Source organism: Bacteroides sp. DH3716P, from assembly GCF_025914115.1.
GTDB classification, from domain to species: Bacteria; Bacteroidota; Bacteroidia; order Bacteroidales; family Bacteroidaceae; genus Bacteroides; species Bacteroides ovatus.
This window is the reverse complement of the sequence record NZ_CP083673.1, coordinates 1,721,094-1,746,201: the sequence shown is the minus strand read 5'-3', so window position 1 is coordinate 1,746,201 and position 25,108 is coordinate 1,721,094. Positions and strand designations below refer to the sequence as shown.

Below are 25,108 nucleotides of genomic sequence, written 5' to 3'. Positions count from 1 at the left end.
TTTGCAGTTAAATAATAAATAATGTGCTAATAAGGCGAGGTGCTAATGTACCAACTGTCAATTGACACATTCATCAATCATCAAATCGCAAATCGTTAAATCGTAAATAAAAATGATGAATTGGAAACAACTAATATCAGCGAAACGTTTCGGGATGGAAGAATTCCATGAAGAACGACAGGAAAACCGATCCGAATTCCAGCGGGACTATGACCGTCTCATTTTTTCGGCTCCTTTCCGCAGATTACAGAACAAGACGCAAGTATTCCCTCTTCCGGGCAGCGTTTTTGTACACAACCGACTTACGCACAGTCTCGAAGTAGCCAGCGTTGGCCGTTCACTCGGGGACGATGTTGCCAAAGCACTTCTGGAACGTCATCCGGAACTTCAAGATTCTTTTCTGCCGGAGATTGGTTCTATCGTCTCGGCCGCTTGCCTGGCACACGATTTGGGTAATCCGCCCTTCGGTCATTCAGGTGAAAAGGCTATTTCTACCTTTTTCTCTGAAGGAAAAGGAGTTCGTCTGAAAGAAAAGCAGCCGAACGGCGAGCAACTGTCTCCGATGGAATGGGAAGATTTGACACATTTTGAAGGAAATGCAAATGCGTTCCGAATACTGACACATCAGTTTGAAGGACGTCGCAAAGGCGGATTCGTCCTGACATACACCACTCTGGCTTCTATCGTAAAATATCCCTTTTCATCGAGCCTTGCAAGAACCAAATCGAAGTTTGGATTCTTCGTCAGCGAAGAAGAAAGTTTCCAAAAAATAGCAACTGAATTAGGACTGACCTTGCTCAACGAGCATCCTTTGAAGTATGCACGCCACCCACTAGTCTATTTAGTGGAAGCGGCAGACGATATTTGCTATCAGATGATGGATATTGAGGATGCATATAAACTGAAGATTCTCACCACTGAAGAAACCAAAGAACTATTAATGACCTATTTCAGCGAAGAGCGACAAGAACATCTCCGGAAAACATTCCTGATTGTCAATGATGTCAACGAGCAAATCGCCTACCTGCGTTCTTCCGTCATCGGTTTATTGATCCGGGAGTGTACCCGTGTCTTTTTAGATCATGAACAAGAAATACTGTCCGGCACGTTCGAAGGATCACTAATCAAGCGCATAGCCGAGCGTCCGGCAGCAGCCTATAAACACAGCGTCGAAGTATCTATCAATAAAATCTACCGTTCACGGGACGTACTGGATGTTGAACTGGCGGGATTCCGCATCATCAGCACCCTGCTCGAATTGATGATAGATGCCGTAACCTCACCCGAAAAGACTTATTCCAAACTCCTGATCGACCGGGTTTCCAGTCAATACAATATAAAAGCGCCCGTACTCTATGAAAGAATACAGGCGGTACTTGACTATATATCGGGAATGACCGACGTCTTTGCTCTTGATCTTTATCGTAAAATTAACGGGAACAGTCTGCCTGCGGTGTAACCACTTTAGGAGTAAACACTTCTTCCCCTTCACAAGAAGACAATCTCAACGCATCCGGATGGCTTTCAATAAACGTCTGGATGTGTCGAATTCGTTTATCTTCAAGAATTTCGTCTACAGCAATCAGGATACCGGTTTCTTCCACATCACCGAACTCGTAATTGACAGCTGTTCCGAACATACGCATCGTAGGGCTTAAGCTCATATACGCATTTACCAACGGAGGAATATTATAGCCCAACTTACGGATTTCACAATTCAATATCTTATAGTCCTCTTTAAAAGTATTCTTGCAGAACAATGCGTTCAACTCTTCTTCGGAAGTCTCAAGTTGCAGAGGTTCAATCGGAGTAACAAGCTTCTCTTGGTCATAAAAATGTTTCTTGAGGAAATGAAGAATCATATCACGGCCACGACGATGGTAGCTAGGATACATGGTCACCTTGCCAAAGAAATACTTCACATTCGGCATAACCACGGTCAACGCTCCCAACCCATCCCACAGATTATCCAAAGCGAACAATCCTTTGCTTCCGGCACGGGTAGACTGATATTCAAGCGTAACAAACGAACGCCCCAGCTCAATTGTCTGCGGCAGGTATTCTTTAATAAAAGCATCAGAAAAATGAAACATGTGGGAAGTAGCCAGAATTGGCGCGCCTTTTTCATCAAAACGCACGTCCGTACCAAGCAGATACCGGTAACCGCCCAGAATTTCTTCCGCTTCCGGATTCCATACGATCAACTGCTTGTAGGGGTGTTCCATTGTGTCGTATTCATCAATATCCATTGACAGACCTGTACCTCCACCAGCAGCACGGAAAGCTATTTCACGCAAACGACCAATCTCTCTCATTACATTAGGAGCATTCTGATGAGTAATAATATAAATCTGATTATTACTCTTATTCGTCATTCGTAAGCGTCTGTCTTCCGTCAATTCTGCCTTTAGCAGTTCTTTGCTTACCGGTTTAATAATCTCTTCCATATTCCTTGTTATAGTTGTTCTATCAGTTACAGTTTATAAACAATATCCTTTACGTATTCAGCCCACTGCGCAGGAGTTTTCGATTTATCAAAAGTCTGCCAGGGTATAGGTTTGCCAAAAGTGACAGTAAAAGTTTTGTGGCGATTCTTAAACATTTCATCCGCAAGATACAACATAGCAATGTTAAACTTAATGCCCAGTGCCTTGCAAACATTTGCCAGATTGTAAAAGAAGTCAGAATTCCTGCCCCCAAAATGCACGGGTATTACATCACGTTTTGCTTGTATGCTCTTTACTACAAATGTCTTTTTCCATTCCAGGTCGCGAATCACTCCATTCTGACGGCGCGAGCACAGTCCGGCAGGAAACATAATCAGCTGATCGTCGGACTGGAATCCGGCTTCCACCATCTTCGGGAAGTCCTTTGCCTGCTTGCCGGTTTTATTAATAGGTATGCAAAGGGGAGCCAACCCGCGTAGATTCATCAATAAATCATTCACCAGGTATTTCACCTTCCCCTCATAGTGCTTACCTAACACATAACCAAGCGCAACACCATCCTGTCCGCCCAACGGATGATTGGAAACAAAAGTGTACAGACCATCCTTTGGCAAATTTTCAATGCCTTTCACGTCCACTTTCGCATCCAGAAAATCCATACACGCCTCCAGAAAGTCCACTCCCAGTTTATCCTTCGACTCATTCAGGAATACATTAATTTCATCCTGATGAACAATTTTCTTCAGATAAGAAATCACGAACTTAGGGATGTACTTGTAATGCTTCGGAGCCTTCGTCCGAAGTATCTTATCGACATCGATCAAAAATAAAGAGTCATCAGTCATTCTTTTCAAATAAAAATGATGGCACAAAATTAACGGTTCTTTTTTATTAATCGCAATAATTTGGTAGAAAATGCAGGATTTAAGTTCAGAACATAAAAAAACACCACCCAAAAACTATCAAAAATGACCTAAAAACTATCCGCGGATAGTTTTCGGGTAAAAAAACGTCAGTTTTTCCCCTACCGGGTTTCAAAAATTCATGTAAACTTGCAACATCGAAAATAACAAACGAATATTCACCTTTAAAAAGCAACACATTATGAAAAGTTTAAGCTTCAGAAAAGACTTAGTAGGAGTACAAGATGAATTACTACGCTTCGCTTATAAACTGACAACTGACCGTGAAGAAGCAAACGATTTGTTGCAGGAGACATCATTAAAAGCATTAGATAATGAAGATAAATATACCCCTGATACAAATTTCAAAGGATGGATGTATACCATCATGCGCAATATATTCATAAACAACTACCGCAAGGTAGTCCGCGACCAGACATTCATCGACCAGACTGATAATCTTTATCATCTGAATTTGCCACAGGATGGAAGTTCTGAAAATACAGAAAGAGCATACGACCTGAAAGAGATGCACCGTGTAGTTAACAAACTCCCCAAAGAATACAGAGTTCCGTTTGCGATGCACGTTTCAGGATTCAAATACCGTGAAATTGCGGAAAAACTGAACCTCCCGTTGGGTACAGTGAAAAGCCGTATTTTCTTCACGCGCCAGAAATTACAGGAAGAGTTGAAAGACTTCCGCTAAACCTTAACTATATAAAACTTAGTGATTTTGAATCACATATTTCTTTAATGCAGATTTTTAGTTTTGATAATGATTAAAAGGCAGAAATACTCCGGTATATTCTGCCTTTTCTTTTATTGCGAAGATTAGTTGTCCGACACCCGGGTGTCAGATAAACCTCTATTGCATGAAAAAGAATCTCCCCCACCACATTATTTAAATTTTACCTATACAGACATTTTTTTCGTTCTACGCCCACGGGCTCCCCACCAGTAAAGCATTCTCGGAGGCACATCATTTTCAAGCAAATAGACATTTAACATTCTGTTGAAAACTTCTCTGAAAGTTTTTTATGGAAAGTTGTGGGGAATTGTGGGGAATTTCATACTTTTACGGTCGCTTATTATAATAAGGTAATGATACGTTTTTTAGGAAATATTGAAGCCAGGGCGGACGCCAAAGGAAGGGTGTTCATACCCGCCACCTTCAGGAAGCAATTACAAGCCGCTTCCGAAGAGAGGCTTATTATGCGTAAAGACGTATTTCAAGACTGTTTAACCCTATACCCCGAGAGCGTGTGGAACGAGGAGTTGAACGAGCTACGTAGTAGACTTAACAAATGGAATAGCAAACACCAACTTATTTTCAGGCAATTCGTGAGCGACGTTGAAATAGTGACACCTGATAGCAACGGGCGCATATTAATTCCGAAACGGTATTTACAGATTTGCAGTATCCATGGGGATATTCGCTTTATCGGCATCGATAACAAGATAGAGATCTGGGCGAAAGAACGGGCAGAACAGCCTTTCATGTCACCCGAAGAGTTCGGTGCAGCATTAGAAGAAATTATGAACGATGATAATAGACAAGATGGAGAAAGATGAATTGACATATCACGTACCTGTATTGCTGAAAGAAAGCGTTGACGGTATGAATATCCAACCGGATGGAACGTATGTAGACGTTACATTCGGAGGAGCGGGACATTCGCGCGAGATCCTTTCACGGCTCGGAGAAGGCGGACGTTTGCTAGGATTCGACCAGGACGAGGACGCTGAACGGAACATTGTCAACGATACTCATTTCATCTTCGTGCGCAGTAACTTCCGCTATCTGCACAACTTCCTGCGTTATCACGACATCGAACAGGTAGACGCGATCCTGGCCGACCTCGGCGTATCTTCCCATCATTTCGATGATAGCGAACGTGGCTTCTCCTTCCGTTTTGACGGGGCACTGGATATGCGTATGAACAAGCGTGCCGGTATGACAGCAGCAGATATCGTGAATACTTATGATGAAGAACGTCTTGCAAACATCCTCTACCTGTACGGGGAACTAAAGAATAGCCGCAAACTGGCTTCTGTCATCGTTAAAGCCAGAAGCGGACAGAATATCCGGACCATCGGTGAGTTTTTGGAAATCATCAAACCGCTTTTCGGTCGTGAACGCGAAAAGAAAGAGCTGGCAAAGGTGTTCCAGGCACTACGAATTGAAGTAAACCAAGAGATGGAGGCGTTGAAGGAGATGTTGCTGGCTGCTACGGAGGCATTAAAGCCGGGCGGCAGACTGGTAGTTATCACCTATCATTCGCTGGAAGACCGAATGGTGAAAAACATCATGAAGACAGGCAATGTAGAAGGAAAAGCGGAAACCGACTTCTTCGGCAATCTGCAAACGCCTTTCCGCCTTGTCAACAATAAGGTAATCGTTCCCGACGAGGCAGAAATAGAACGAAACCCGCGGTCGAGAAGCGCCAAATTACGAATTGCAGAAAAGAAATAAAAAGATATGGAAGAAGAAGTAGTAAACAAGAAAGCAGAAGAGGACAAGAAGAAAAAACGCACCTCTCTGAAGAGTATTCTGGGTGGAGACATTCTGGCTACCGATTTTTTCCGCCGTCAAACGAAGTTGCTGGTACTTATCATGGTATTCATCATCTTCTACATTCACAATCGTTATGCCAGTCAACAGCAACAGATCGAAATAGACCGGCTGAAAAAGGAATTGACAGACATTAAATACGATGCACTGACTCGCAGCTCAGAGCTGATGGAAAAGAGCCGCCAGTCACGCATTGAAGATTATATATCGAGTAAGGAAAGCGATTTGCAAACATCAACCAATCCTCCTTACCTTATTAAATAGATGATAGTGGATAGTTGATAAATGATAGTTAAGCGTTTAAAAGACAAATACTGTGGCAGTTAATAAAAAGAACATAATGACCCGTTACTTCTTCGTCATCCTATTGATGGCGTTGATAGGAGTAGCTATTGTTGTAAAAGCAGGCATCACCATGTTTGCCGAACGACAATACTGGCAGGATGTGGCTGACCGTTTCGTAAAAGAGAATGTGACGGTAAAACCTAATCGTGGAAACATTATTTCTTCTGACGGTAAACTGATGGCCAGCTCTCTGCCCGAGTACAGAATATATATGGACTTTATGTCCGGTGAAAAGGATGAAAAACGCAGGCAGAAAGATCAGGCACGCCGGGATTCCATCCTCAATGCCAATATGGATTCAATCTGTATCGGACTTCACAAGATATTCCCGGACAAGAGTGCGGCTCAATTCAAGGCACACCTCAAGAAAGGACGCCAGGCAAAAAGCCGCAATTATCTGATTTATCCGAAACGTATCTCCTATATACAATATAAAGAGGTAAAGAGACTGCCTGTATTCTGCTTGAACCGGTATAAAGGCGGATTCAAGGAACAAGCTTACAATCAGCGTAAGAAACCGTTCGGTTCACTGGCTGCCCGTACACTGGGAGATGTGTATGCAGACACAGCCAAAGGAGCGAGAAATGGTATCGAACTTGCTTTCGACACCATCCTGAAAGGGCGGGACGGATTGACACACCGTCAGAAGGTGATGAACAAATACCTGAACATTGTCGATGTGCCACCAGTTGATGGTTGCGATCTGATTAGTACTATCGATGTAGGTATGCAGGATATTTGCGAGAAGGCGTTGGTGGATAAGCTGAAAGAGCTGAATGCGAGCGTGGGTGTGGTGGTATTGATGGAGGTAAGTACCGGAGAAGTGAAAGCCATCGTCAACATGATGCAAGGCAAAGACGGTGAGTACTACGAAATGCGCAACAATGCCATTAGTGATATGCTCGAGCCGGGGTCTACTTTCAAAACGGCCTCTATCATGGTAGCTCTTGAAGACGGAAAGATCACGCCGGACTATGTGGTAGATACCGGCAACGGCCAGATGCCGATGTATGGACGTGTCATGAAAGACCATAACTGGCATCGCGGAGGATATGGAAAGCTGACTGTTACGGAAATTCTAGGGGTTTCGTCCAATGTGGGTACCTCTTATATTATAGACCATTTCTACGGCAGCAACCCGCAGAAATTTGTAGACGGGTTGAAACGGATGAGCATCGACCAGCCGTTACACCTGCAGATTGCGGGAGAAGGAAAACCGAATATACGCGGCCCGAAAGAACGTTATTTTGCAAAGACAACATTGCCGTGGATGAGTATCGGCTACGAGACACAGGTTCCACCGATCAATATTCTCACATTCTATAATGGGATAGCCAACAACGGAGTCACCGTGCGTCCGAAGTTTGTCAAAGCTGCCATGAAGGACGGGGAAGTAGTGAAAGAATATCCGACAGAGGTAATCAATCCCAAGATTTGTTCGGATAAGACTTTGGCACAGATCCGTGAGATTCTCCGGAAAGTGGTTGGTGAAGGACTTGCCAAACCTGCGGGAAGCAAGCAGTTCCACGTTTCAGGAAAAACAGGAACGGCGCAGATTTCACAGGGAGCAGCCGGATACAAAACGGGAAGAACAAATTATCTGGTTAGTTTCTGCGGGTATTTCCCGTCAGAAGCACCTAAATATAGCATGATTGTCTCTATCCAGAAACCAGGATTACCGGCTTCGGGAGGTTTAATGGCAGGTAGTGTGTTCAGCAAGATTGCAGAAAGGGTGTATGCCAAAGACTTGCGGTTACCGCTGACCAATGCGATTGATACTAATTCCGTAGTCATTCCGAATGTAAAAGCCGGAGAGATGCGCGAAGCGCAACGAGTATTGGAAGAGCTGCAGATTAACGTACAAGGCAAAATCGCTGATTCGGGCAAAGAGGTTTGGGGAAATACCCATTCTGCCCCACAAGCTGTGGTTCTTGAGAGCCGGAGCAATATGCAGAATTTTGTACCGAGTGTGATAGGTATGGGAGCGAAAGACGCTGTGTACTTGTTGGAAAGCAAAGGATTGAAAGTCAATCTGGTCGGCGTAGGCAAAGTAAAAAGCCAGTCGATAGCCAACGGAACGATTGTTAAGAAGGGACAGACAGTGACGCTTACGCTTAATTAAAAATTAAAGATTAAAAATTGAATAGAGTGATGTTATTAAATGAGTTACTGAAAGCAATCCAACCGGTAGAGGTAGCCGGAGATTCAAACATAGAAATCACCGGTGTCAACATAGACTCCCGTCTAGTGGAAGCCGGACAGCTATTCATGGCAATGCGTGGCACACAAGCCGACGGCCATGCTTATATACCTGCTGCCATCGCAAAAGGAGCAATCGCCATCCTTTGCGAGGATATGCCGGAAGAACCTGTAGCGGGGATCACCTATGTACGAGTAAAAGACAGCGAAGATGCGGTAGGAAAGATTGCCACTACCTTCTACGGAGACCCGACTTCCAAGTTGAAACTGGTCGGCGTTACCGGGACGAACGGAAAAACAACGATCGCTACCTTATTATATAATACATTCCGTTATTTCGGCTATAAGGTGGGATTGATTTCTACCGTTTGCAATTACATCGATGATGAATCGATTCCGACAGAACATACTACTCCTGATCCAATCACGTTGAACTGTTTGTTGGGACGGATGGCAGATGAAGGATGCAAATATGTTTTCATGGAAGTCAGCTCCCACTCGATTGCACAGAAACGTATCAGTGGACTAAAGTTTGCAGGAGGGATCTTTACCAATCTGACCCGCGACCATCTCGACTATCATAAAACAGTAGAGAACTATCTGAAAGCGAAGAAGAAATTCTTTGACGATCTGCCGAAAAATGCATTCAGCCTGACCAATCTGGACGATAAAAACGGACTGGTAATGACGCAGAACACACGTTCGAAGGTCTATACTTATTCATTGAGAAGTCTTAGCGACTTTAAAGGACGGGTATTAGAGTCTCATTTCGAAGGGATGCTGCTCGACTTCAACAATCATGAACTGGCAGTTCAGTTTATCGGAAAGTTCAATGCTTCCAATTTATTGGCGGTATTCGGGGCGGCAGTTCTGTTAGGCAAGAAAGAGGAAGAGGTGCTTGTAGCTCTTAGCACACTTCATCCGGTAGCCGGACGCTTCGATGCGGTCCGCTCACCGCAGGGAATTACGGCGATTGTTGATTATGCACATACCCCGGATGCTCTCATTAATGTACTGAACGCTATTCATGGAGTGCTTGAAGGAAAAGGAAAAGTGATTACCGTGGTAGGCGCCGGCGGTAACCGCGACAAGGGCAAACGCCCCATCATGGCAAAGGAAGCTGCCAAAGCGAGTGACCGCGTCATCATCACTTCCGACAATCCGCGCTTTGAAGAGCCGCAAGACATCATCAATGGCATGCTTGCCGGACTGGATGCGGAAGATATGAAGAAAACACTAAGCATTGCCGACCGTAAAGAAGCAATTCGCACGGCTTGCATGCTGGCAGAGAAAGGAGATGTAATTCTCGTTGCCGGAAAAGGACATGAGAATTACCAGGAGATAAAAGGAGTGAAACATCATTTTGATGACAAAGAAGTACTCAAAGAAATTTTTAAATAATGAATAGACTGTGCTAATATGCCGACCGGCTTCGTTATCTATCCGACAGCAACCGGCATAACAACACATCAATAAATTGGCAAATTATTTATGTTATACTATCTATTTGAATGGCTACATAAGCTCAATTTTCCAGGAGCGGGAATGTTCGGATATACTTCATTCCGTGCTTTGATGGCGGTTATCCTCGCATTACTTATTTCAAGTATCTGGGGAGATAAGTTCATCAACCTACTCAAAAGGAAACAAATCACAGAAACGCAGCGTGATGCTAAAACCGACCCGTTTGGCGTCAATAAAGTAGGCGTGCCGAGCATGGGAGGTGTCATCATCATTGTAGCCATCCTGATCCCTTGTTTATTGTTAGGTAAACTGCATAACATATACATGATACTGATGCTGATCACTACCGTATGGTTGGGATCGCTCGGATTCGCAGACGACTATATCAAAATCTTCAAAAGAGACAAAGAGGGTTTGCATGGCAAGTTCAAGATTATCGGTCAGGTCGGTTTAGGTTTAATTGTCGGAATGACCTTGTATTTAAGTCCGGACGTAGTGATCCGTGAGAATATCGAAGTTCATAATCCGGGACGGGAGATGGAAGTGATACACGGAACGAATGACCTGAAATCTACCCAGACAACGATTCCTTTTTTCAAGAGCAACAACCTTGATTATGCTGATCTGGTTTCGTTCATGGGAGAACATGCGCAAACAGCCGGATGGATATTGTTCGTCATTGTCACAATCATTGTGGTTACCGCCGTATCAAACGGCGCCAATCTGAATGACGGTATGGACGGAATGGCAGCCGGGAACTCGGCAATTATCGGTGCAACGTTGGGGGTACTGGCCTATGTATCATCGCATATCGAATTTGCAGGCTACCTGAACATCATGTATATTCCGGGCTCGGAAGAACTCGTAATCTATATCTGCGCCTTTATCGGTGCACTGATAGGTTTCTTATGGTACAACGCCTATCCGGCACAAGTATTTATGGGAGATACAGGCAGTCTTACTATTGGCGGTATTATCGCAGTGTTTGCCATCATCATCCACAAAGAGTTGCTGATACCGATTCTTTGCGGTGTATTCCTGGTAGAAAACCTGTCGGTAATCCTGCAACGGGCTTATTATAAGGCGGGAAAACGAAAAGGTGTGAAACAGCGATTGTTCAAGCGTACACCGATTCACGATCACTTCCGCACTTCGATGAGCCTGATTGAACCGGGATGCACGGTGAAATTCACCAAACCCGACCAACTGTTTCATGAATCAAAGATTACCGTCCGGTTCTGGATTGTAACGATTGTATTGGCAGCAATAACGATTATAACGCTTAAAATAAGATAACCGGCAAGGTGCCGGAGCCAAGTTTCCATACGGGAAACAAGTTTTATAGATAGAGAGTATTAACCCGATTATTAACTTTTAAAGATGTGCACAGCTAATAGATAAATCAATCAATTAGAAAATAAGGGCACATTATTGTAGATGAAAAGAATAGTAATTTTAGGAGCTGGCGAAAGCGGCGCAGGTGCAGCCGTACTCGCTAAAGTCAAAGGATTTGAGACGTTTGTTTCGGACATGTCCGCTATCAAGGACAAGTATAAGGAACTTCTCGACAGCCATCAGATTGCCTGGGAAGAAGGACACCATACCGAAGAACTCATTCTGAATGCCGACGAGGTAATCAAAAGCCCCGGTATCCCGAATGATGCCCCGATCATCCTGAAACTGAAAGCTCAAGGCACACCGGTGATCTCCGAGATTGAGTTTGCCGGACGCTATACTGATGCCAAAATGATCTGTATTACAGGTTCTAACGGGAAGACCACAACGACTTCCCTGATCTACCATATTTTCAAAAGCGCAGGTCTGAACGTAGGTTTGGCAGGCAACATCGGCAAAAGCCTTGCTTTGCAGGTAGCCGAAGATTACCACGATTACTATATTATCGAACTTAGCTCTTTCCAGCTGGATAATATGTATAACTTCCGTGCGAACATCGCCGTATTGATGAACATCACTCCGGACCATCTTGATCGCTACGACCATTGTATGCAGAATTACATCGACGCTAAATTCCGCATCACCCAAAACCAAACACCGGACGATGCTTTCATCTTCTGGAACGATGACCCTATCATCAGACAGGAACTGGCAAAACATGGTCTGAAAGCTCACTTGTATCCTTTTGCCGCTGTAAAAGAGGATGGAGCGATTGCATACGTAGAAGATCACGAAGTGAAAATCACCGAACCGATTGCCTTCAACATGGAGCAAGAGGAACTGGCCCTGACAGGACAACACAACCTGTACAACTCTTTAGCCGCCGGTATCTCGGCAAACCTTGCCGGCATCGCCAAAGAAAACATCCGGAAAGCCCTCTCCGATTTCAAGGGAGTGGAACATCGGTTGGAAAAGGTGGCACGTGTGCGCGGAATTGATTTTATTAACGACTCTAAAGCCACGAATGTCAACTCCTGCTGGTATGCCCTGCAAAGCATGACTACCAAAACGGTATTGATTCTCGGTGGTAAAGATAAAGGAAACGACTATACTGAAATTGAAGACCTGGTACGCGAAAAGTGTTCAGCACTGGTATATCTGGGACTTCATAACGAAAAGCTTCACGAATTCTTCGACCGTTTCGGTCTGCCGGTAGCCGATGTGCAAACCGGCATGAAAGATGCCGTAGAAGCAGCATATAAACTGGCAAAGAAAGGTGAAACGGTATTATTAAGTCCTTGCTGCGCTTCTTTCGACCTCTTCAAGAGTTACGAAGACCGTGGCGACCAATTTAAAGAATGTGTCCGTACCCTTTAATTTCTAATTATTTATTTTTAAATTCTGCAAGATTGGATTTATTAAAGAACATATTCAAAGGTGACAAGGTAATCTGGATTATCTTCCTCTGTCTCTGCCTCATCTCGATCATCGAGGTGTTTTCGGCAGCGTCGACGCTGACTTACAAAAGTGGCGACCATTGGGGGCCGATTACGCAACACTCCATCATCCTGATGGTGGGAGCTGTGGTAGTCGTATTTCTGCATAATGTTCCCTACAAATGGTTCCAGGTATTTCCGGTCTTTCTATATCCGGTATCTCTGGTTCTACTGGCATTTGTCACGCTGATGGGCATTATCACAGGCGACCGTGTCAACGGGGCCGCCCGTTGGATGACTTTTATGGGATTGCAATTCCAGCCATCGGAATTGGCAAAGATGGCGGTAATCATTGCCGTCTCATTCATCCTGTCCAAAAGGCAGGACGAATATGGGGCCAATCCGAATGCCTTTAAATATATCATGATCCTCACCGGACTGGTATTCCTGCTCATCGCACCGGAAAACCTTTCGACAGCAATGCTGCTGTTCGGAGTGGTATGTATGATGATGTTCATCGGACGGATATCTTCCAAGAAACTGTTCGGGATGTTGGGGATATTGGGGCTTGTAGGCGGTGTTGCCGTAGGCATACTGATGGCTATTCCCGCCAAAACACTGCACAACACTCCGGGACTTCACCGTTTCGAAACGTGGCAGAATCGTGTTTCCGGTTTCTTTGAGAAAGAAGAAGTGCCGGCAGCCAAATTTGATATTGACAAAGACGCACAGATTGCACACGCGCGAATCGCTATTGCTACCAGCCATGTAGTAGGCAAAGGTCCGGGAAACTCGATACAACGCGACTTCCTTAGCCAGGCATTCTCCGATTTTATCTTCGCGATTGTGATTGAAGAAATGGGACTGGTAGGAGGAATATTTGTGGTGTTCCTCTATTTATGGTTGCTGATGCGAGCCGGACGAATCGCCCAAAAGTGCGAGCGAACCTTCCCCGCCTTTCTCGTCATGGGTATTGCGCTGTTGTTGGTATCACAGGCAATACTGAATATGATGGTTGCCGTCGGGTTATTCCCCGTCACAGGACAGCCCCTGCCTCTGGTCAGCAAAGGAGGTACAAGTACGTTAATCAACTGCGCTTATATCGGAATGATATTAAGCGTAAGCCGATATACCGCTCATCTGGAAGAACAGAAAGCGCACGATGCACAGATCCAACTGCAAATAGAGGCGGATGCCGCAGCCAATTCGGAAGCACAGGCCGCAGCCGAACCGACAGCGCAGATTCTGAACAGCGACGCCAAATTTGAAGATGAGCATGATAGCAGAAACAATGAACGGTAAATGTTGAGAAAGGACAGAAGAAAACAGAATGATGGAAAAAGAACTTAGAATTATCATCAGCGGTGGAGGAACAGGAGGACATATCTTTCCTGCCGTCTCTATCGCAAACGCTATAATAGAGCTACGCCCCGACGCAGAAATTCTCTTTGTAGGCGCTGAAGGACGTATGGAAATGCAACGGGTTCCCGATGCAGGCTACCGGATTATCGGACTTCCGATAGCCGGATTCGACCGCAAACATTTATGGAAAAATGTATCCGTATTGATTAAACTGATGCGCAGCCAATGGAAAGCGCGCAAAGTAATCAAAAACTTCCGCCCGCAAGTGGCGGTAGGTGTAGGCGGATATGCAAGCGGGCCAACACTAAAGACTGCCGGAATGATGGGAGTCCCCACATTAATCCAGGAGCAAAACTCGTATGCCGGAGTAACTAATAAACTCCTGGCACAGAAAGCTCGTAAGATTTGTGTAGCTTATGACGGAATGGAAAAGTTCTTCCCCGCCGACAAGATCATCATGACGGGTAATCCCGTCCGCCAGAACCTGACAAAGGATATGCCGTCAAAAGAAGAAGCGCTAGGTTCTTTCCACTTACAGCCCGGCAAAAAGACAATCCTGATTGTAGGTGGCAGCTTGGGTGCACGCACCATCAACAACACGCTGACAGCCAGTCTGACAACCATCAAGGAAAACACGGACGTGCAGTTTATCTGGCAAACGGGCAAATACTATTACCCGCAAGTAACAGAAGCCGTAAAAGCGGCAGGAGCACTTCCGAATTTATATGTAACGGATTTCATCAAAGATATGGCAGCCGCTTATGCAGCAGCCGATCTGGTTATCTCCCGTGCGGGAGCAGGTTCCATTTCTGAATTCTGCCTGCTGCACAAACCTGTTATCTTAGTGCCCTCGCCCAACGTGGCAGAAGATCACCAGACGAAGAACGCCTTAGCGTTGGTGAACAAACAGGCAGCTATCTACGTCAAAGACAGTGAAGCGGAAACCACTTTGATGGACGTAGCCCTGTCCACTGTCAACGACGAGCAGAAACTGAAAGAACTAACAGAGAATATCGCCAAACTGGCTTTACCCGATTCAGCGAGAATCATCGCACAAGAGGTCATTAAGCTGGCGGAAGCAAAGAACAGATAAATGGACGATCGGATTACGCAGATTGAAGTAACGGCACAATGCCCGTATCAAACAACGTAATCTGCACTAAAATAAAAAGACAGAAGAAATGAATATAGAAACGATAAAATCAGTCTATTTCGTAGGTGCCGGCGGCATCGGCATGAGCGCACTTGTACGCTACTTCCTTTTCAAAGGAAAGGTAGTGGCAGGATATGACCGTACTCCTACTCCATTGACTGAAACGCTAATCTCCGAAGGCGCACAAATACATTATGAAGAAAACGTCGACCTGATTCCCGAAGCCTGCAAAGACAAGGAAAGTACGTTAGTCATATACACTCCGGCCGTTCCGCAGGAACACGAAGAACTCGTTTATTTCCGCAACAACGGATTCGAAATACAGAAACGCGCCCAAGTATTGGGAACGATTACCCATTCGAGCAAAGGTCTGTGCGTAGCAGGTACTCACGGGAAAACAACCACATCGACGATGACAGCTCATCTGTTCCACCAGTCGCACGTGGAATGTACCGCTTTTCTCGGAGGAATCTCAAAGAACTACGGCACCAACCTGCTACTCTCTCAAGCAAGCCCTTACACTGTGATTGAAGCGGATGAATTCGACCGTTCTTTCCACTGGCTGTCACCCTATATGACCGTAATCACGTCTACCGACCCCGATCATCTGGACATCTACGGAACAGAGCAAGCCTACCTGGAAAGTTTCGAACATTACACCACGCTAATCCAACCGGGTGGCGCACTGATTATCCGTAAAGGCATCTCTCTGCAACCCAAAGTGCAGCCGGACGTTCGTGTCTACACTTACTCACGTGACGAAGGCGACTTCCATGCAGAAAACATCCGTATCGGAAACGGGGAGATATTCATCGACTTTGTTGCTCCGGACACCCGTATCAACGACATCCAACTGGGAATTCCGGTAAGCATCAACATAGAGAACGGCGTAGCCGCCATGGCATTGGCACACCTCAACGGGGTGACCGATGAAGAAATTAAAAGAGGTATGGCAAGTTTCCGAGGAGTAGACCGCCGGTTCGACTTCAAACTCAAGAACGACCGGATTGTCTTTCTAAGTGACTACGCACACCACCCCTCTGAAATCAAACAGAGCGTGTTGTCTATGCGCGAACTTTACAAGGACAAGAAGATCACAGCCATCTTCCAGCCTCATCTCTATACCCGCACCCGCGACTTCTATCAGGATTTTGCCGATAGCCTGTCGCTACTCGACGAAGTGATTCTGGTAGACATCTACCCGGCACGTGAAGCACCAATTCCGGGCGTTACCAGCAAACTGATTTATGATAATCTCCGTCCGGGTATCGAAAAAAGTATGTGCAAAAAGGAAGAGATACTGAACATTCTGAAAGATAAAAACATTGAAGTATTAATTACTTTGGGAGCCGGAGACATCGACAACTATGTCCCCGAAATAAAGGAACTATTAGAAAAAAGATAAATGAATAATCATCCGGCAGCCTGTCCGAAACAGTGCAAGCTTTTTAATTTTTAATCTTTAATTTTTGATTATGATTAAAAGAATCCTTCTATCCATCGTCATGCTGGTGCTTATAGCCTACCTCACCGTAGCTATCACCGCATTCAACCGCAAGCCTACCGACCAGACCTGCCGTGACATGGAATTGGTTATCAAGGATACCGCATACGCCGGCTTCATCACCAAAGAAGAGCTGAAAGGTATCCTTCAGCAGAAAGGGATCTACCCCATCGGGAAGAAAATGGAACGCATCTCCACCAAGTCACTGGAACGGGAACTAAGCAAACATCCGTTGATTGACGAAGCCGAATGCTACAAAACACCCAGCGGCAAAGTGTGCGTGGAAGTGACACAGCGTATTCCTATCCTCCGGGTCATGAGCGCCAACGGTCAAAACTACTACCTTGACAACAAAGGAACCGTCATGCCACCGGAAGCAAAATGCGTCGCTCACCGGGTAATTGTCACCGGAAACGTAGAAAAGTCGTTTGCAATGAAGGATTTATATAAGTTTGGTGTATTTTTGCATAATAATAAATTCTGGGACGCCCAGATAGAGCAGATCCATGTGTTGCCCGACCAGAACATCGAATTGGTGCCGCGTGTGGGAGACCATCTGGTCTATCTCGGAAAACTGGAGAACTTTGAAGATAAACTGGCACGTTTGAAGGAGTTCTACAAAAAAGGACTCAACCGGGTAGGCTGGAACAAATATTCACGTATCAATCTCGAATTCAGCAACCAGATTATCTGTACAAAACGAGAGTAGTTGATAAGTGATAGATGATAAGTAAACAGTCTCTCTATATAGTAAATTGTAAATAGTAAAATAGTAAATAAAATAACCCTATGGCAACAACAGAATTTATCGCCGCTATTGAACTTGGTTCATCGAAGATAACCGGTGTGGCCGGAAAAAAGAACAGTGACGGAAGCATGCAGGTATTAGCGTATGCCCAGGAAGACTCTTCTACGTTCATTCGTAAAGGAGTGATCTTTAACCTGGACAAGACAGCGCAAAGCCTGACTTCAATCATCAACAGACTGGAAGGTGAGTTGAAAAACTCAATTGCCAAGGTATATGTAGGCATCGGCGGACAATCACTCCGCACCGTCCGCAATGTAGTAAGCCGCGACCTGGAGGAAGAAGCTATCATATCCGAAGAGCTTGTAAGCGCTATCGGTGATGAGAACATTGCCATCCCGGTGGTCGATATGGATATATTGGACGTAGCTCCACAAGAATATAAGGTAGGTAATAACCTGCAAGCCAATCCGGTAGGTCTGGTAGGAAGCCACATCGAAGGACGTTTCCTCAATATCGTTGCCCGTGCTTCCGTACGTAAGAACTTGGAGCACTGTTTCCAACAGGCTAAAATTGATATTGCCGACCAACTGATCGCTCCGTTAGTAACCGCAAATGCCGTACTGACAGAAAGCGAACGCCGTTCGGGTTGTGCACTGATCGACTTCGGAGCAGACACAACTACCATCTCTGTATATAAGAATAACATTCTCCGTTTCCTGACTGTATTGCCTTTGGGAGGCAACAGCATCACGCGTGACATCACCACCCTGCAAATGGAGGAGGAAGAAGCCGAACGCCTGAAAAAAGCCTACGGTGACGCCCTCTATGAAGAGGACCCCGAACAGGAAGAAGCAACCTGCAAACTGGATGATGACAACCGTATCATCAAAGTGGCGGATCTTAACAATATCATCGAAGCCCGTGCCGAGGAAATCGTTGCCAACGTATGGAACCAGATACAACTATCGAGCTACGAGGACAAATTGCTGGCAGGAATCATCTTGACAGGAGGGGCCGCCAACCTGAAGAATCTGGACGAAACCTTGCGCAAACGCAGCAAGATAGAAAAGATACGGATGGCGAAACTCCCACGCAATACGGTTCATGCGCCCAACAACATACTGAAGAAAGACGGTTCGCAGAACACTTTGTTCGGGCTCCTGTTTGAAGGTAACCAGAACTGCTGCCTGACGGAAACTGCTCCGCAAGCTGCTCCTGCACCATCAGTCTCCAAACCGGAGCCGGAAGTGCATAAGACAGTGGATATGTTTGAGGACGATCAGGAACTGAAAGAACAGGCCCGCATCGCCCGTCTCAAGAAAGAAGAAGAAGAGCGGGAAGCCAAGCTAGCCGCCAAAGAAGCGGAAAAACTTCGCAAGCAAAAGGAAAAGGAAGAGAAAGAAAGACGGAAAAGAGAAGCAGGTCCGAGTTGGATTCAACGCAAGATCGATTCGTTGACGAAAGAAATCTTTTCCGACGACGATATGAAGTAACCTTCAGCAGCTTGTTAATCAATATTCATAATTCGTAATTCATAATTCAATCAAGATATGGACGAGATAGTACAATTCGATTTCCCGACAGATTCACCGAAGATCATCAAAGTGATTGGTGTAGGTGGTGGTGGTGGTAACGCTGTAAACCACATGTACCGGGAAGGCATCCATGATGTAACGTTCGTTCTTTGTAACACGGACAACCAGGCATTAGCCGAATCACCTGTCCCGGTGAAACTGCAACTGGGCCGTAGCATCACGCAAGGGCTTGGAGCCGGCAACCGTCCCGAACGGGCACGCGACGCCGCCGAAGAAAGTATAGAAGATATCAGAAACCAGCTGAACGACGGCACCAAGATGGTATTCATCACCGCCGGAATGGGAGGAGGAACCGGAACAGGAGCTGCACCGGTCATCGCCCGCATTGCGAAGGAAATGGATATTCTGACTGTCGGTATCGTCACCATCCCCTTTATCTTCGAAGGAGAAAAGAAAATTATCCAGGCACTGGACGGCGTAGAGCGTATCGCCCAGCATGTTGATGCCTTGCTGGTTATCAACAACGAACGCCTGCGCGAAATATACGCCGACCTTACTTTTATGAACGCCTTCGGCAAAGCCGATGATACTCTTTCCATTGCTGCCAAGAGCATTGCCGAGATTATTACCATGCGGGGTACAGTCAATCTTGACTTTGCCGATGTGAAAACCATCCTGAAAGATGGTGGAGTAGCAATCATGAGTACCGGATTCGGCGAAGGAGAAAATCGTGTGACGAAAGCAATCGACGATGCCCTGCATTCTCCGTTGCTCAACAACAATGATATCTTCAATGCCAAGAAAGTAATGTTGAACGTATCTTTCTGCCCGTCGTCGGAACTGATGATGGAGGAAATGAACGAGATACACGAGTTCATGAGCAAATTCCGCGAAGGGGTGGAAGTGATTTGGGGTGTTGCCATCGACAACTCACTGGAAACAAGAGTAAAAATCACCGTATTGGCAACCGGATTCGGTGTGGAAGACGTTCCCGGAATGGACAGCTTGCATGCTGCACGCAGCCAAGAAGAGGAAGAACGTCAACTGCAACTGGAAGAAGAGAAAGAGAAGAACAAAGAACGTATCCGCAAGGCATACGGCGAAAGCGCCAGCAATATCGGAAGCAAGAGCCTCCGCAAACGCCGCCACATCTATCTTTTCAATACGGAAGATCTGGACAACGACGACATCATCGCCATGGTAGAAGATTCTCCCACTTATATGCGTGATAAGACTACTCTTACCAAAATCCGGACGAAAGCCGCTCTGGAAGAGGAAGTAGCCACGGAAGAAGCTACAGATGACAACGGCGTGATTACGTTCTAAACAAAGAACTAAGAACGAAAATTATAAACTCGCAAAATCAGGCTTCAGATCTAATTTTTAATCTTTAATTTTTAACTATAATAGTATGGATTTATTCGATCAAGTCAGCGAAGACATTAAAACCGCAATGAAGGCGAAAGACAAAGTAGCCCTTGAAACTTTGAGAAATATAAAGAAGTTCTTCCTGGAAGCTAAGACTGCCCCGGGAGCTAACGATATATTGACAGATGATGCTGCTCTGAAGATTATCCAGAAACTTGTGAAACAAGGAAAAGATTCTGCTGAAATCTATATCGGACAGGGTCGTCAGGATTTGGCTGACGTAGAATTAGGCCAGGTAGCCGTTATGGAGAAATACCTGCCGAAACAAATGACCGCCGAAGAACTGGAAGCTGCATTGAAGGAAATTATCACTGAAACAGGTGCTACAAGCGGTAAAGATATGGGTAAAGTAATGGGAGTTGCCTCCAAGAAATTAGCAGGACTTGCAGAAGGACGTGCCATTTCTGCAAAAGTGAAAGAACTTTTGGGATAATCCTCCGGGACTTCCACAGAAGTTTTATTTCGATTTTATCTTGCACCCTACACTAACCAGAGTTTATCTATTTGATTAATAGCAGTATAAACCTGTGCAAGATACCGTTGCAGATGCGTGCAAGATGTTTTATCTTACACACATCTGCAACTTTTCTTTAAACATAACATTCACCTCCTTCACCACTCTGAAACATCGATGAATAAAGGGATTTCGGGTGAAGAGCTACCTTTCACATAGGTTTCACCCGATTCACTATACCTTTCTGCCGAATTTTGATTAATAGACTGATTCCAATCTATTAGATATAAACTTATTCTCTATTAATGCCAAACTTCCTTTTCACTAATGGAAAAGATTACTTACATTAAAGGTAATCTATAAATGAAGCTTTTGTTTTTATAAACAAAGCTTTCATTTATAAAATCAAAAGCTTCATTTATATAATTACAACTTGCAATTATAGATTACGATTAATGAAAAACAAGTTTAGAATTATAGTAAAGTAATTTAGGTATTAATAGAAAGGAACTTTTCTCACTATAAATAAGAAAGAGTCTATTAATAGCTGGGAAATAATCAAATTAGATCACATGAACTTAATAAAATAAAAGCACATTTGAAATTAATATGATGTATGATATAGACAGTACTAATATTATTTTCCGAACTAAAATAATCTCCCTATAAAAGAGCATAATATAGAAAATAAAGATTACTTTTACAACGAAACTAAACCACGACAGACAAATGAGAAAGAGTATTGCTATAATTATAACATCTATATTAGTGCTATCAGGATGCAACAAACAACAATCCGTATCTGACAGACTGCTAAATGAAGTAGAAAAAGCCATTGCCATAAATCCTGACAGCGCATCCAACCTACTAAAAAGTATATCATCTCCTGAAAAACTAGACGACAAAGCTTTTGCACGCTGGTGTATGTTATCAGGTAAGATTACAGACGAAATTTTTAATAGCATCCTACCAACTTACCAATTAGAAAGAGCTTATGACTGGTATTCCTCACATGGTAGCCCTGACGAGCAAGTGCAAATTTTGATTTATTTAGGTCGTTCCTATTTTGCTGATGGAGATTATGATAAAGCAATGTCTATTTATACTAATGCGCTGGACATTGCAGGAAAAAACAAGCTCAATAACCTCATTGGATATACCTATGACTATATAGGCGATCTATATCGAGAAAAATTCATGCGAACAGAGGCTATCAAAAGATATGAGATTGCTGCCGAATACTTCAAAAAAGAAAAGAATACAGATAGTTATGCTTGTGCATTAAGAGATATTGGACGTGAATATGCACAAATGGATTCATTATCACATGCTTTAAATATTCTAATTATAGCCGATTCTGTAGCAGCCAATACTAGTAATATTAATGTTACTGCATCAATAAATAACGCCTTAGGCAATATCTATTCTATGCAGAACAAATACGATAAAGCTGAAGAATACCTCCTCAAAGCATTGTTGACGGGAAGAGAAAAAATGCCCGATTATGTAGCATTGATTGACTTATATACGGCATCAAATTCCATTAATAAAGCTAAAGAGTTATTATCCAAGATACCACAGGATACCCCCCAATATACATGTAGCATTAAATATCTATATTATCAAATTTATAACGCAGAAAAAAACTATAAAGAAGCTCTTGCTAATTTAGAAGAATATGTTAACATGTTAGATTCTATCATATATGCGGACAACCAATCCAAAATACTAAATATAGAGTCTAAATATAACCACCTAAAAATCAGCAAAGAAGTAGACAGGTTAAAGATTAAACAACAAAGCTACATTATAATTTCAATTATCAGCATTGTAACGTTACTGTTTATAACGGTAGGATACCTATTATATCGCAAAAAAGCAAAAGAAAAAATTCAAAGACAACGGGATGAATTAAACCAGATAAAAGAAAATTTGCTCTATGTGTCATTAGAATTGGAAAAGAAAAAAAGATTGTCAAACACACTCAAAGAGAAAAATGAGAACTATAATAAAATGCAGGAAGAAATAAATCTTCTAAGTGCCAATTACAAGGAATTACAAAATAAATCTCTAGAGAACTCACCACTATTCAAGGAGCTAACATACCTGGCAAATAAAAATAAACCAAGAAATGATAAGCCATTAATAACAGAAAAACAATGGAAACTTATCACAGATGAAATAACACAGATCTATCCAAGTCTTTATAAATACATATATAGTCTATGTCCGGATTTATCAGAACAAGACTTTCAATATTGCTGTCTTTACATGTATGGGTTCGACACTAACACTGAAGCAAAATTATTAAATATAACAGTTGATTCAGTAAGAAAAAGACGCCTTAGACTTAGAAGAAAACTAGATATCACATTACCGGATAATAATGCTACATTATATGAATACTTAATCGAAAATATACATTAATAATCATGTTTTCAGTAGAAACAATCTATAGCATAAGATAATGTCCACGTAAAAAGCCATAAACAACTGATTATCAAAGTCTGTTTGTCCACGTTCAAAAACGTACTTTACTTGCTTCCCCCCTCATCTCTCCGTAAATTTGCAAAAAACAATTAAAGATATGAGAAAACTAAGTATTACACTATTATTAATTAGTATTTCATTCATGACAATGAAAGCTTACAATCTATCAGAGTATAGATCTAAAGGAAGTATAACTTTTACATCTATATTTGTTAAGGTTGATAATATAGCCTCACGACTAAATGCTAATTTTAAATAATATTTACCAATGGATTGGACAAGCAACCTATCTAATCCATTTCATATTTAACTTATGCTCAAATTAATATCTATTTTGATAACCAATGGAATCGTTTTATTCATGTTAATCAGTTGTCATAATAAAACAAGTAATTCAAGAAATACTGTGAACCTTGATTATGAGAATAGTATCGACTCTCTTAATTCATATAAAATGGATATATCACATTTCATTAATTCCATCGAGCCAGGAGAAACGATTGTAGAAGAAAAACAAATGCAAGGGAAAGAATTTATTACAAGAGAAAATGAGCATATAAAAGTGTGCTTTTTATTAAAAGCCCCCTGCTCAAAAGACGGATTCTTGAAAACAGAAATTACTAATAATACAAACGATACAATTACCTATATTAGTAATACTTTCTTGCGCTATAGAGAAAGTAATAATTCATGGATTCCTTTAGTTTATCCGGATAATTATGTAAAAAATGATCTAGGATATTTAATACCTCCTCATGAAAGCGTCAAAATAAGATTCTTTTTACCTTCTCAAGAAGAATATCCTAAAGGGAAATACAAGCTTCAACTATTATTCCGCAATGCTTCAAAGAGTATTGACTATTATATCGATAAAATATTTGTAAGCACCAAGTCAAACTAAGTTCCTGATAAATCAAAAAATTAAAAAGAAATGAATACAAAAAAAATAGTTGGGATTTTCTTGTTATCCCTTTGTACTATGTGTTTCGTTAATTGTAGTGATGATGACACGCCAGATGATCCGGCAGATACCATCACACTCAATATGCTTAATGAGCATAATGGAAAAACCTATTTAGGTGAATCAAAAACTTATATCAATGAAGCTAATAACTTCGTCACATCTTCTAATTTTATTTCTGACGTAGGAAATGGCGCAGGAGTTGGAGCAGATATTCTACCCTCATTAACCAACCTCACACACGAAGTAGCGGTTACGCCCGGACATATTTATCAGATTTTTGATAAAAATACACTTATAGATTTCCCGTCAGGCAATCACGCTATTCAAGTAGAAGCAAGTTATTATCAAGCCTATGTTGTATCTAAAATAGTAAATAGTGACATGACTATCGGTGCAATTGTAAAATATATATCTGTTTTCCCTAACAATAATGGGTTGCCTGCATATAGGTATGGTATTGGAAGTCTTCACCGTATAGGTGAAACGGTTGAATTAGCATTACCCCAAAATATTGAGTTTTTCTTGAAAGAACATAGCGCAGGGAAAAAAGGATTAAATGTAACATCTGCCAATAACAAATTAAGAATAACCCTAACTAAAGCACCTGACATAGTCAACGGACCTTATGGAACATTTGACCTTTATATCCGTTCAAACAATATCTTTACGGTCGTAGAAGTCTACGTGGAATAAGCAATAAAGACTTTATT

General features: G+C 43.0%; 21 protein-coding genes. 19 read left to right on the top strand and 2 right to left on the bottom strand.

The features are described from left to right. Positions 1 to 112 precede the first annotated feature (112 nt). Positions 113 to 1,459, top strand: a complete 1,347-nt coding sequence (locus tag KQP79_RS06120; protein WP_032846546.1) for a deoxyguanosinetriphosphate triphosphohydrolase — start codon at positions 113 to 115, stop codon at positions 1,457 to 1,459. Here the strand turns inward: KQP79_RS06120 and KQP79_RS06115 are convergent. Together KQP79_RS06115 and KQP79_RS06110 are read right to left on the bottom strand one after the other, a co-directional pair. Next, the gene (locus KQP79_RS06115; protein WP_004309515.1) at positions 1,431 to 2,447 is read right to left on the bottom strand and encodes a GNAT family N-acetyltransferase; all 1,017 of its coding nucleotides are present in this window, start codon (positions 2,445 to 2,447) and stop codon (positions 1,431 to 1,433) included. The genes KQP79_RS06120 and KQP79_RS06115 overlap by 29 nt on opposite strands. A gap of 26 nt (positions 2,448 to 2,473) precedes the next feature. Further along, a complete protein-coding gene (locus KQP79_RS06110; protein ID WP_022200120.1) occupies positions 2,474 to 3,292 on the bottom strand; it encodes a 1-acyl-sn-glycerol-3-phosphate acyltransferase in 819 nt (272 codons plus the stop codon). A 259-nt stretch (positions 3,293 to 3,551) separates the two neighbouring features. On the opposite strand from KQP79_RS06110, the gene KQP79_RS06105 reads away from it, so the two are divergent. The 18 genes from KQP79_RS06105 (at position 3,552) to KQP79_RS06020 (ending at position 25,091) form a co-directional block, all read left to right on the top strand. Continuing rightward, positions 3,552 to 4,055, top strand: a complete 504-nt coding sequence (locus tag KQP79_RS06105; RefSeq protein WP_004298201.1) for an RNA polymerase sigma factor — start codon at positions 3,552 to 3,554, stop codon at positions 4,053 to 4,055. A gap of 395 nt (positions 4,056 to 4,450) precedes the next feature. Further along, positions 4,451 to 4,921, top strand: a complete 471-nt coding sequence (gene mraZ / locus KQP79_RS06100; protein WP_004307337.1) for a division/cell wall cluster transcriptional repressor MraZ — start codon at positions 4,451 to 4,453, stop codon at positions 4,919 to 4,921. Next, positions 4,908 to 5,822, top strand: coding sequence for a 16S rRNA (cytosine(1402)-N(4))-methyltransferase RsmH (rsmH, locus tag KQP79_RS06095; protein WP_004309512.1), 915 nt, complete (start codon positions 4,908 to 4,910; stop codon positions 5,820 to 5,822). The genes mraZ and rsmH overlap by 14 nt, the downstream gene beginning before the upstream one ends. Positions 5,823 to 5,828: 6 nt before the next feature. After that, complete coding sequence (locus tag KQP79_RS06090; protein WP_004298204.1) at positions 5,829 to 6,185, top strand: FtsL-like putative cell division protein; 357 nt, start codon at positions 5,829 to 5,831, stop codon at positions 6,183 to 6,185. A 76-nt stretch (positions 6,186 to 6,261) separates the two neighbouring features. Further along, complete coding sequence (locus KQP79_RS06085) at positions 6,262 to 8,388, top strand: penicillin-binding protein (RefSeq protein ID WP_004307341.1); 2,127 nt, start codon at positions 6,262 to 6,264, stop codon at positions 8,386 to 8,388. Between the two features lie 29 nt (positions 8,389 to 8,417). Continuing rightward, the gene (locus tag KQP79_RS06080) at positions 8,418 to 9,866 is read left to right on the top strand and encodes a UDP-N-acetylmuramoyl-L-alanyl-D-glutamate--2,6-diaminopimelate ligase (RefSeq protein ID WP_138343118.1); all 1,449 of its coding nucleotides are present in this window, start codon (positions 8,418 to 8,420) and stop codon (positions 9,864 to 9,866) included. 90 nt (positions 9,867 to 9,956) lie between these two features. After that, the gene (locus tag KQP79_RS06075; protein ID WP_004298207.1) at positions 9,957 to 11,225 is read left to right on the top strand and encodes a phospho-N-acetylmuramoyl-pentapeptide-transferase; all 1,269 of its coding nucleotides are present in this window, start codon (positions 9,957 to 9,959) and stop codon (positions 11,223 to 11,225) included. 141 nt (positions 11,226 to 11,366) lie between these two features. Further along, a complete protein-coding gene (gene murD, locus KQP79_RS06070; RefSeq protein WP_061448380.1) occupies positions 11,367 to 12,701 on the top strand; it encodes a UDP-N-acetylmuramoyl-L-alanine--D-glutamate ligase in 1,335 nt (444 codons plus the stop codon). Positions 12,702 to 12,733: 32 nt separating this feature from the next. Continuing rightward, the gene (locus KQP79_RS06065) at positions 12,734 to 14,062 is read left to right on the top strand and encodes an FtsW/RodA/SpoVE family cell cycle protein (RefSeq protein ID WP_004309510.1); all 1,329 of its coding nucleotides are present in this window, start codon (positions 12,734 to 12,736) and stop codon (positions 14,060 to 14,062) included. A 31-nt stretch (positions 14,063 to 14,093) separates the two neighbouring features. Then, positions 14,094 to 15,215, top strand: coding sequence for an undecaprenyldiphospho-muramoylpentapeptide beta-N-acetylglucosaminyltransferase (gene murG / locus KQP79_RS06060; protein WP_004307349.1), 1,122 nt, complete (start codon positions 14,094 to 14,096; stop codon positions 15,213 to 15,215). Positions 15,216 to 15,303: 88 nt separating this feature from the next. Continuing rightward, a complete protein-coding gene (gene murC / locus KQP79_RS06055; protein ID WP_004307350.1) occupies positions 15,304 to 16,680 on the top strand; it encodes a UDP-N-acetylmuramate--L-alanine ligase in 1,377 nt (458 codons plus the stop codon). 70 nt (positions 16,681 to 16,750) lie between these two features. After that, positions 16,751 to 17,488, top strand: coding sequence for a cell division protein FtsQ/DivIB (locus tag KQP79_RS06050; RefSeq protein ID WP_004309507.1), 738 nt, complete (start codon positions 16,751 to 16,753; stop codon positions 17,486 to 17,488). An 80-nt stretch (positions 17,489 to 17,568) separates the two neighbouring features. Further along, positions 17,569 to 19,020, top strand: coding sequence for a cell division protein FtsA (ftsA, locus tag KQP79_RS06045; protein WP_004307356.1), 1,452 nt, complete (start codon positions 17,569 to 17,571; stop codon positions 19,018 to 19,020). A gap of 57 nt (positions 19,021 to 19,077) precedes the next feature. Continuing rightward, entirely contained in the window at positions 19,078 to 20,388 is a 1,311-nt protein-coding gene (ftsZ, locus tag KQP79_RS06040; protein ID WP_004307359.1) for a cell division protein FtsZ, read from the top strand. An 85-nt stretch (positions 20,389 to 20,473) separates the two neighbouring features. Next, on the top strand, positions 20,474 to 20,923 hold the full coding sequence (locus KQP79_RS06035) for a GatB/YqeY domain-containing protein (RefSeq protein WP_022200130.1): 450 nt from the start codon (positions 20,474 to 20,476) through the stop codon (positions 20,921 to 20,923). 750 nt (positions 20,924 to 21,673) lie between these two features. Continuing rightward, positions 21,674 to 23,371: a tetratricopeptide repeat protein gene (locus tag KQP79_RS06030; RefSeq protein WP_004307361.1), complete on the top strand. Its 1,698-nt coding sequence runs from the start codon at positions 21,674 to 21,676 to the stop codon at positions 23,369 to 23,371. Positions 23,372 to 23,747: 376 nt separating this feature from the next. Further along, positions 23,748 to 24,335 carry a hypothetical protein gene (locus KQP79_RS06025; protein ID WP_004307363.1) on the top strand — a complete coding sequence of 196 codons (588 nt, stop codon included), beginning with the start codon at positions 23,748 to 23,750 and terminating at the stop codon, positions 24,333 to 24,335. A 30-nt stretch (positions 24,336 to 24,365) separates the two neighbouring features. Further along, positions 24,366 to 25,091, top strand: a complete 726-nt coding sequence (locus tag KQP79_RS06020) for a DUF5036 family protein (RefSeq protein WP_022200131.1) — start codon at positions 24,366 to 24,368, stop codon at positions 25,089 to 25,091. Positions 25,092 to 25,108: the final 17 nt, after the last annotated feature.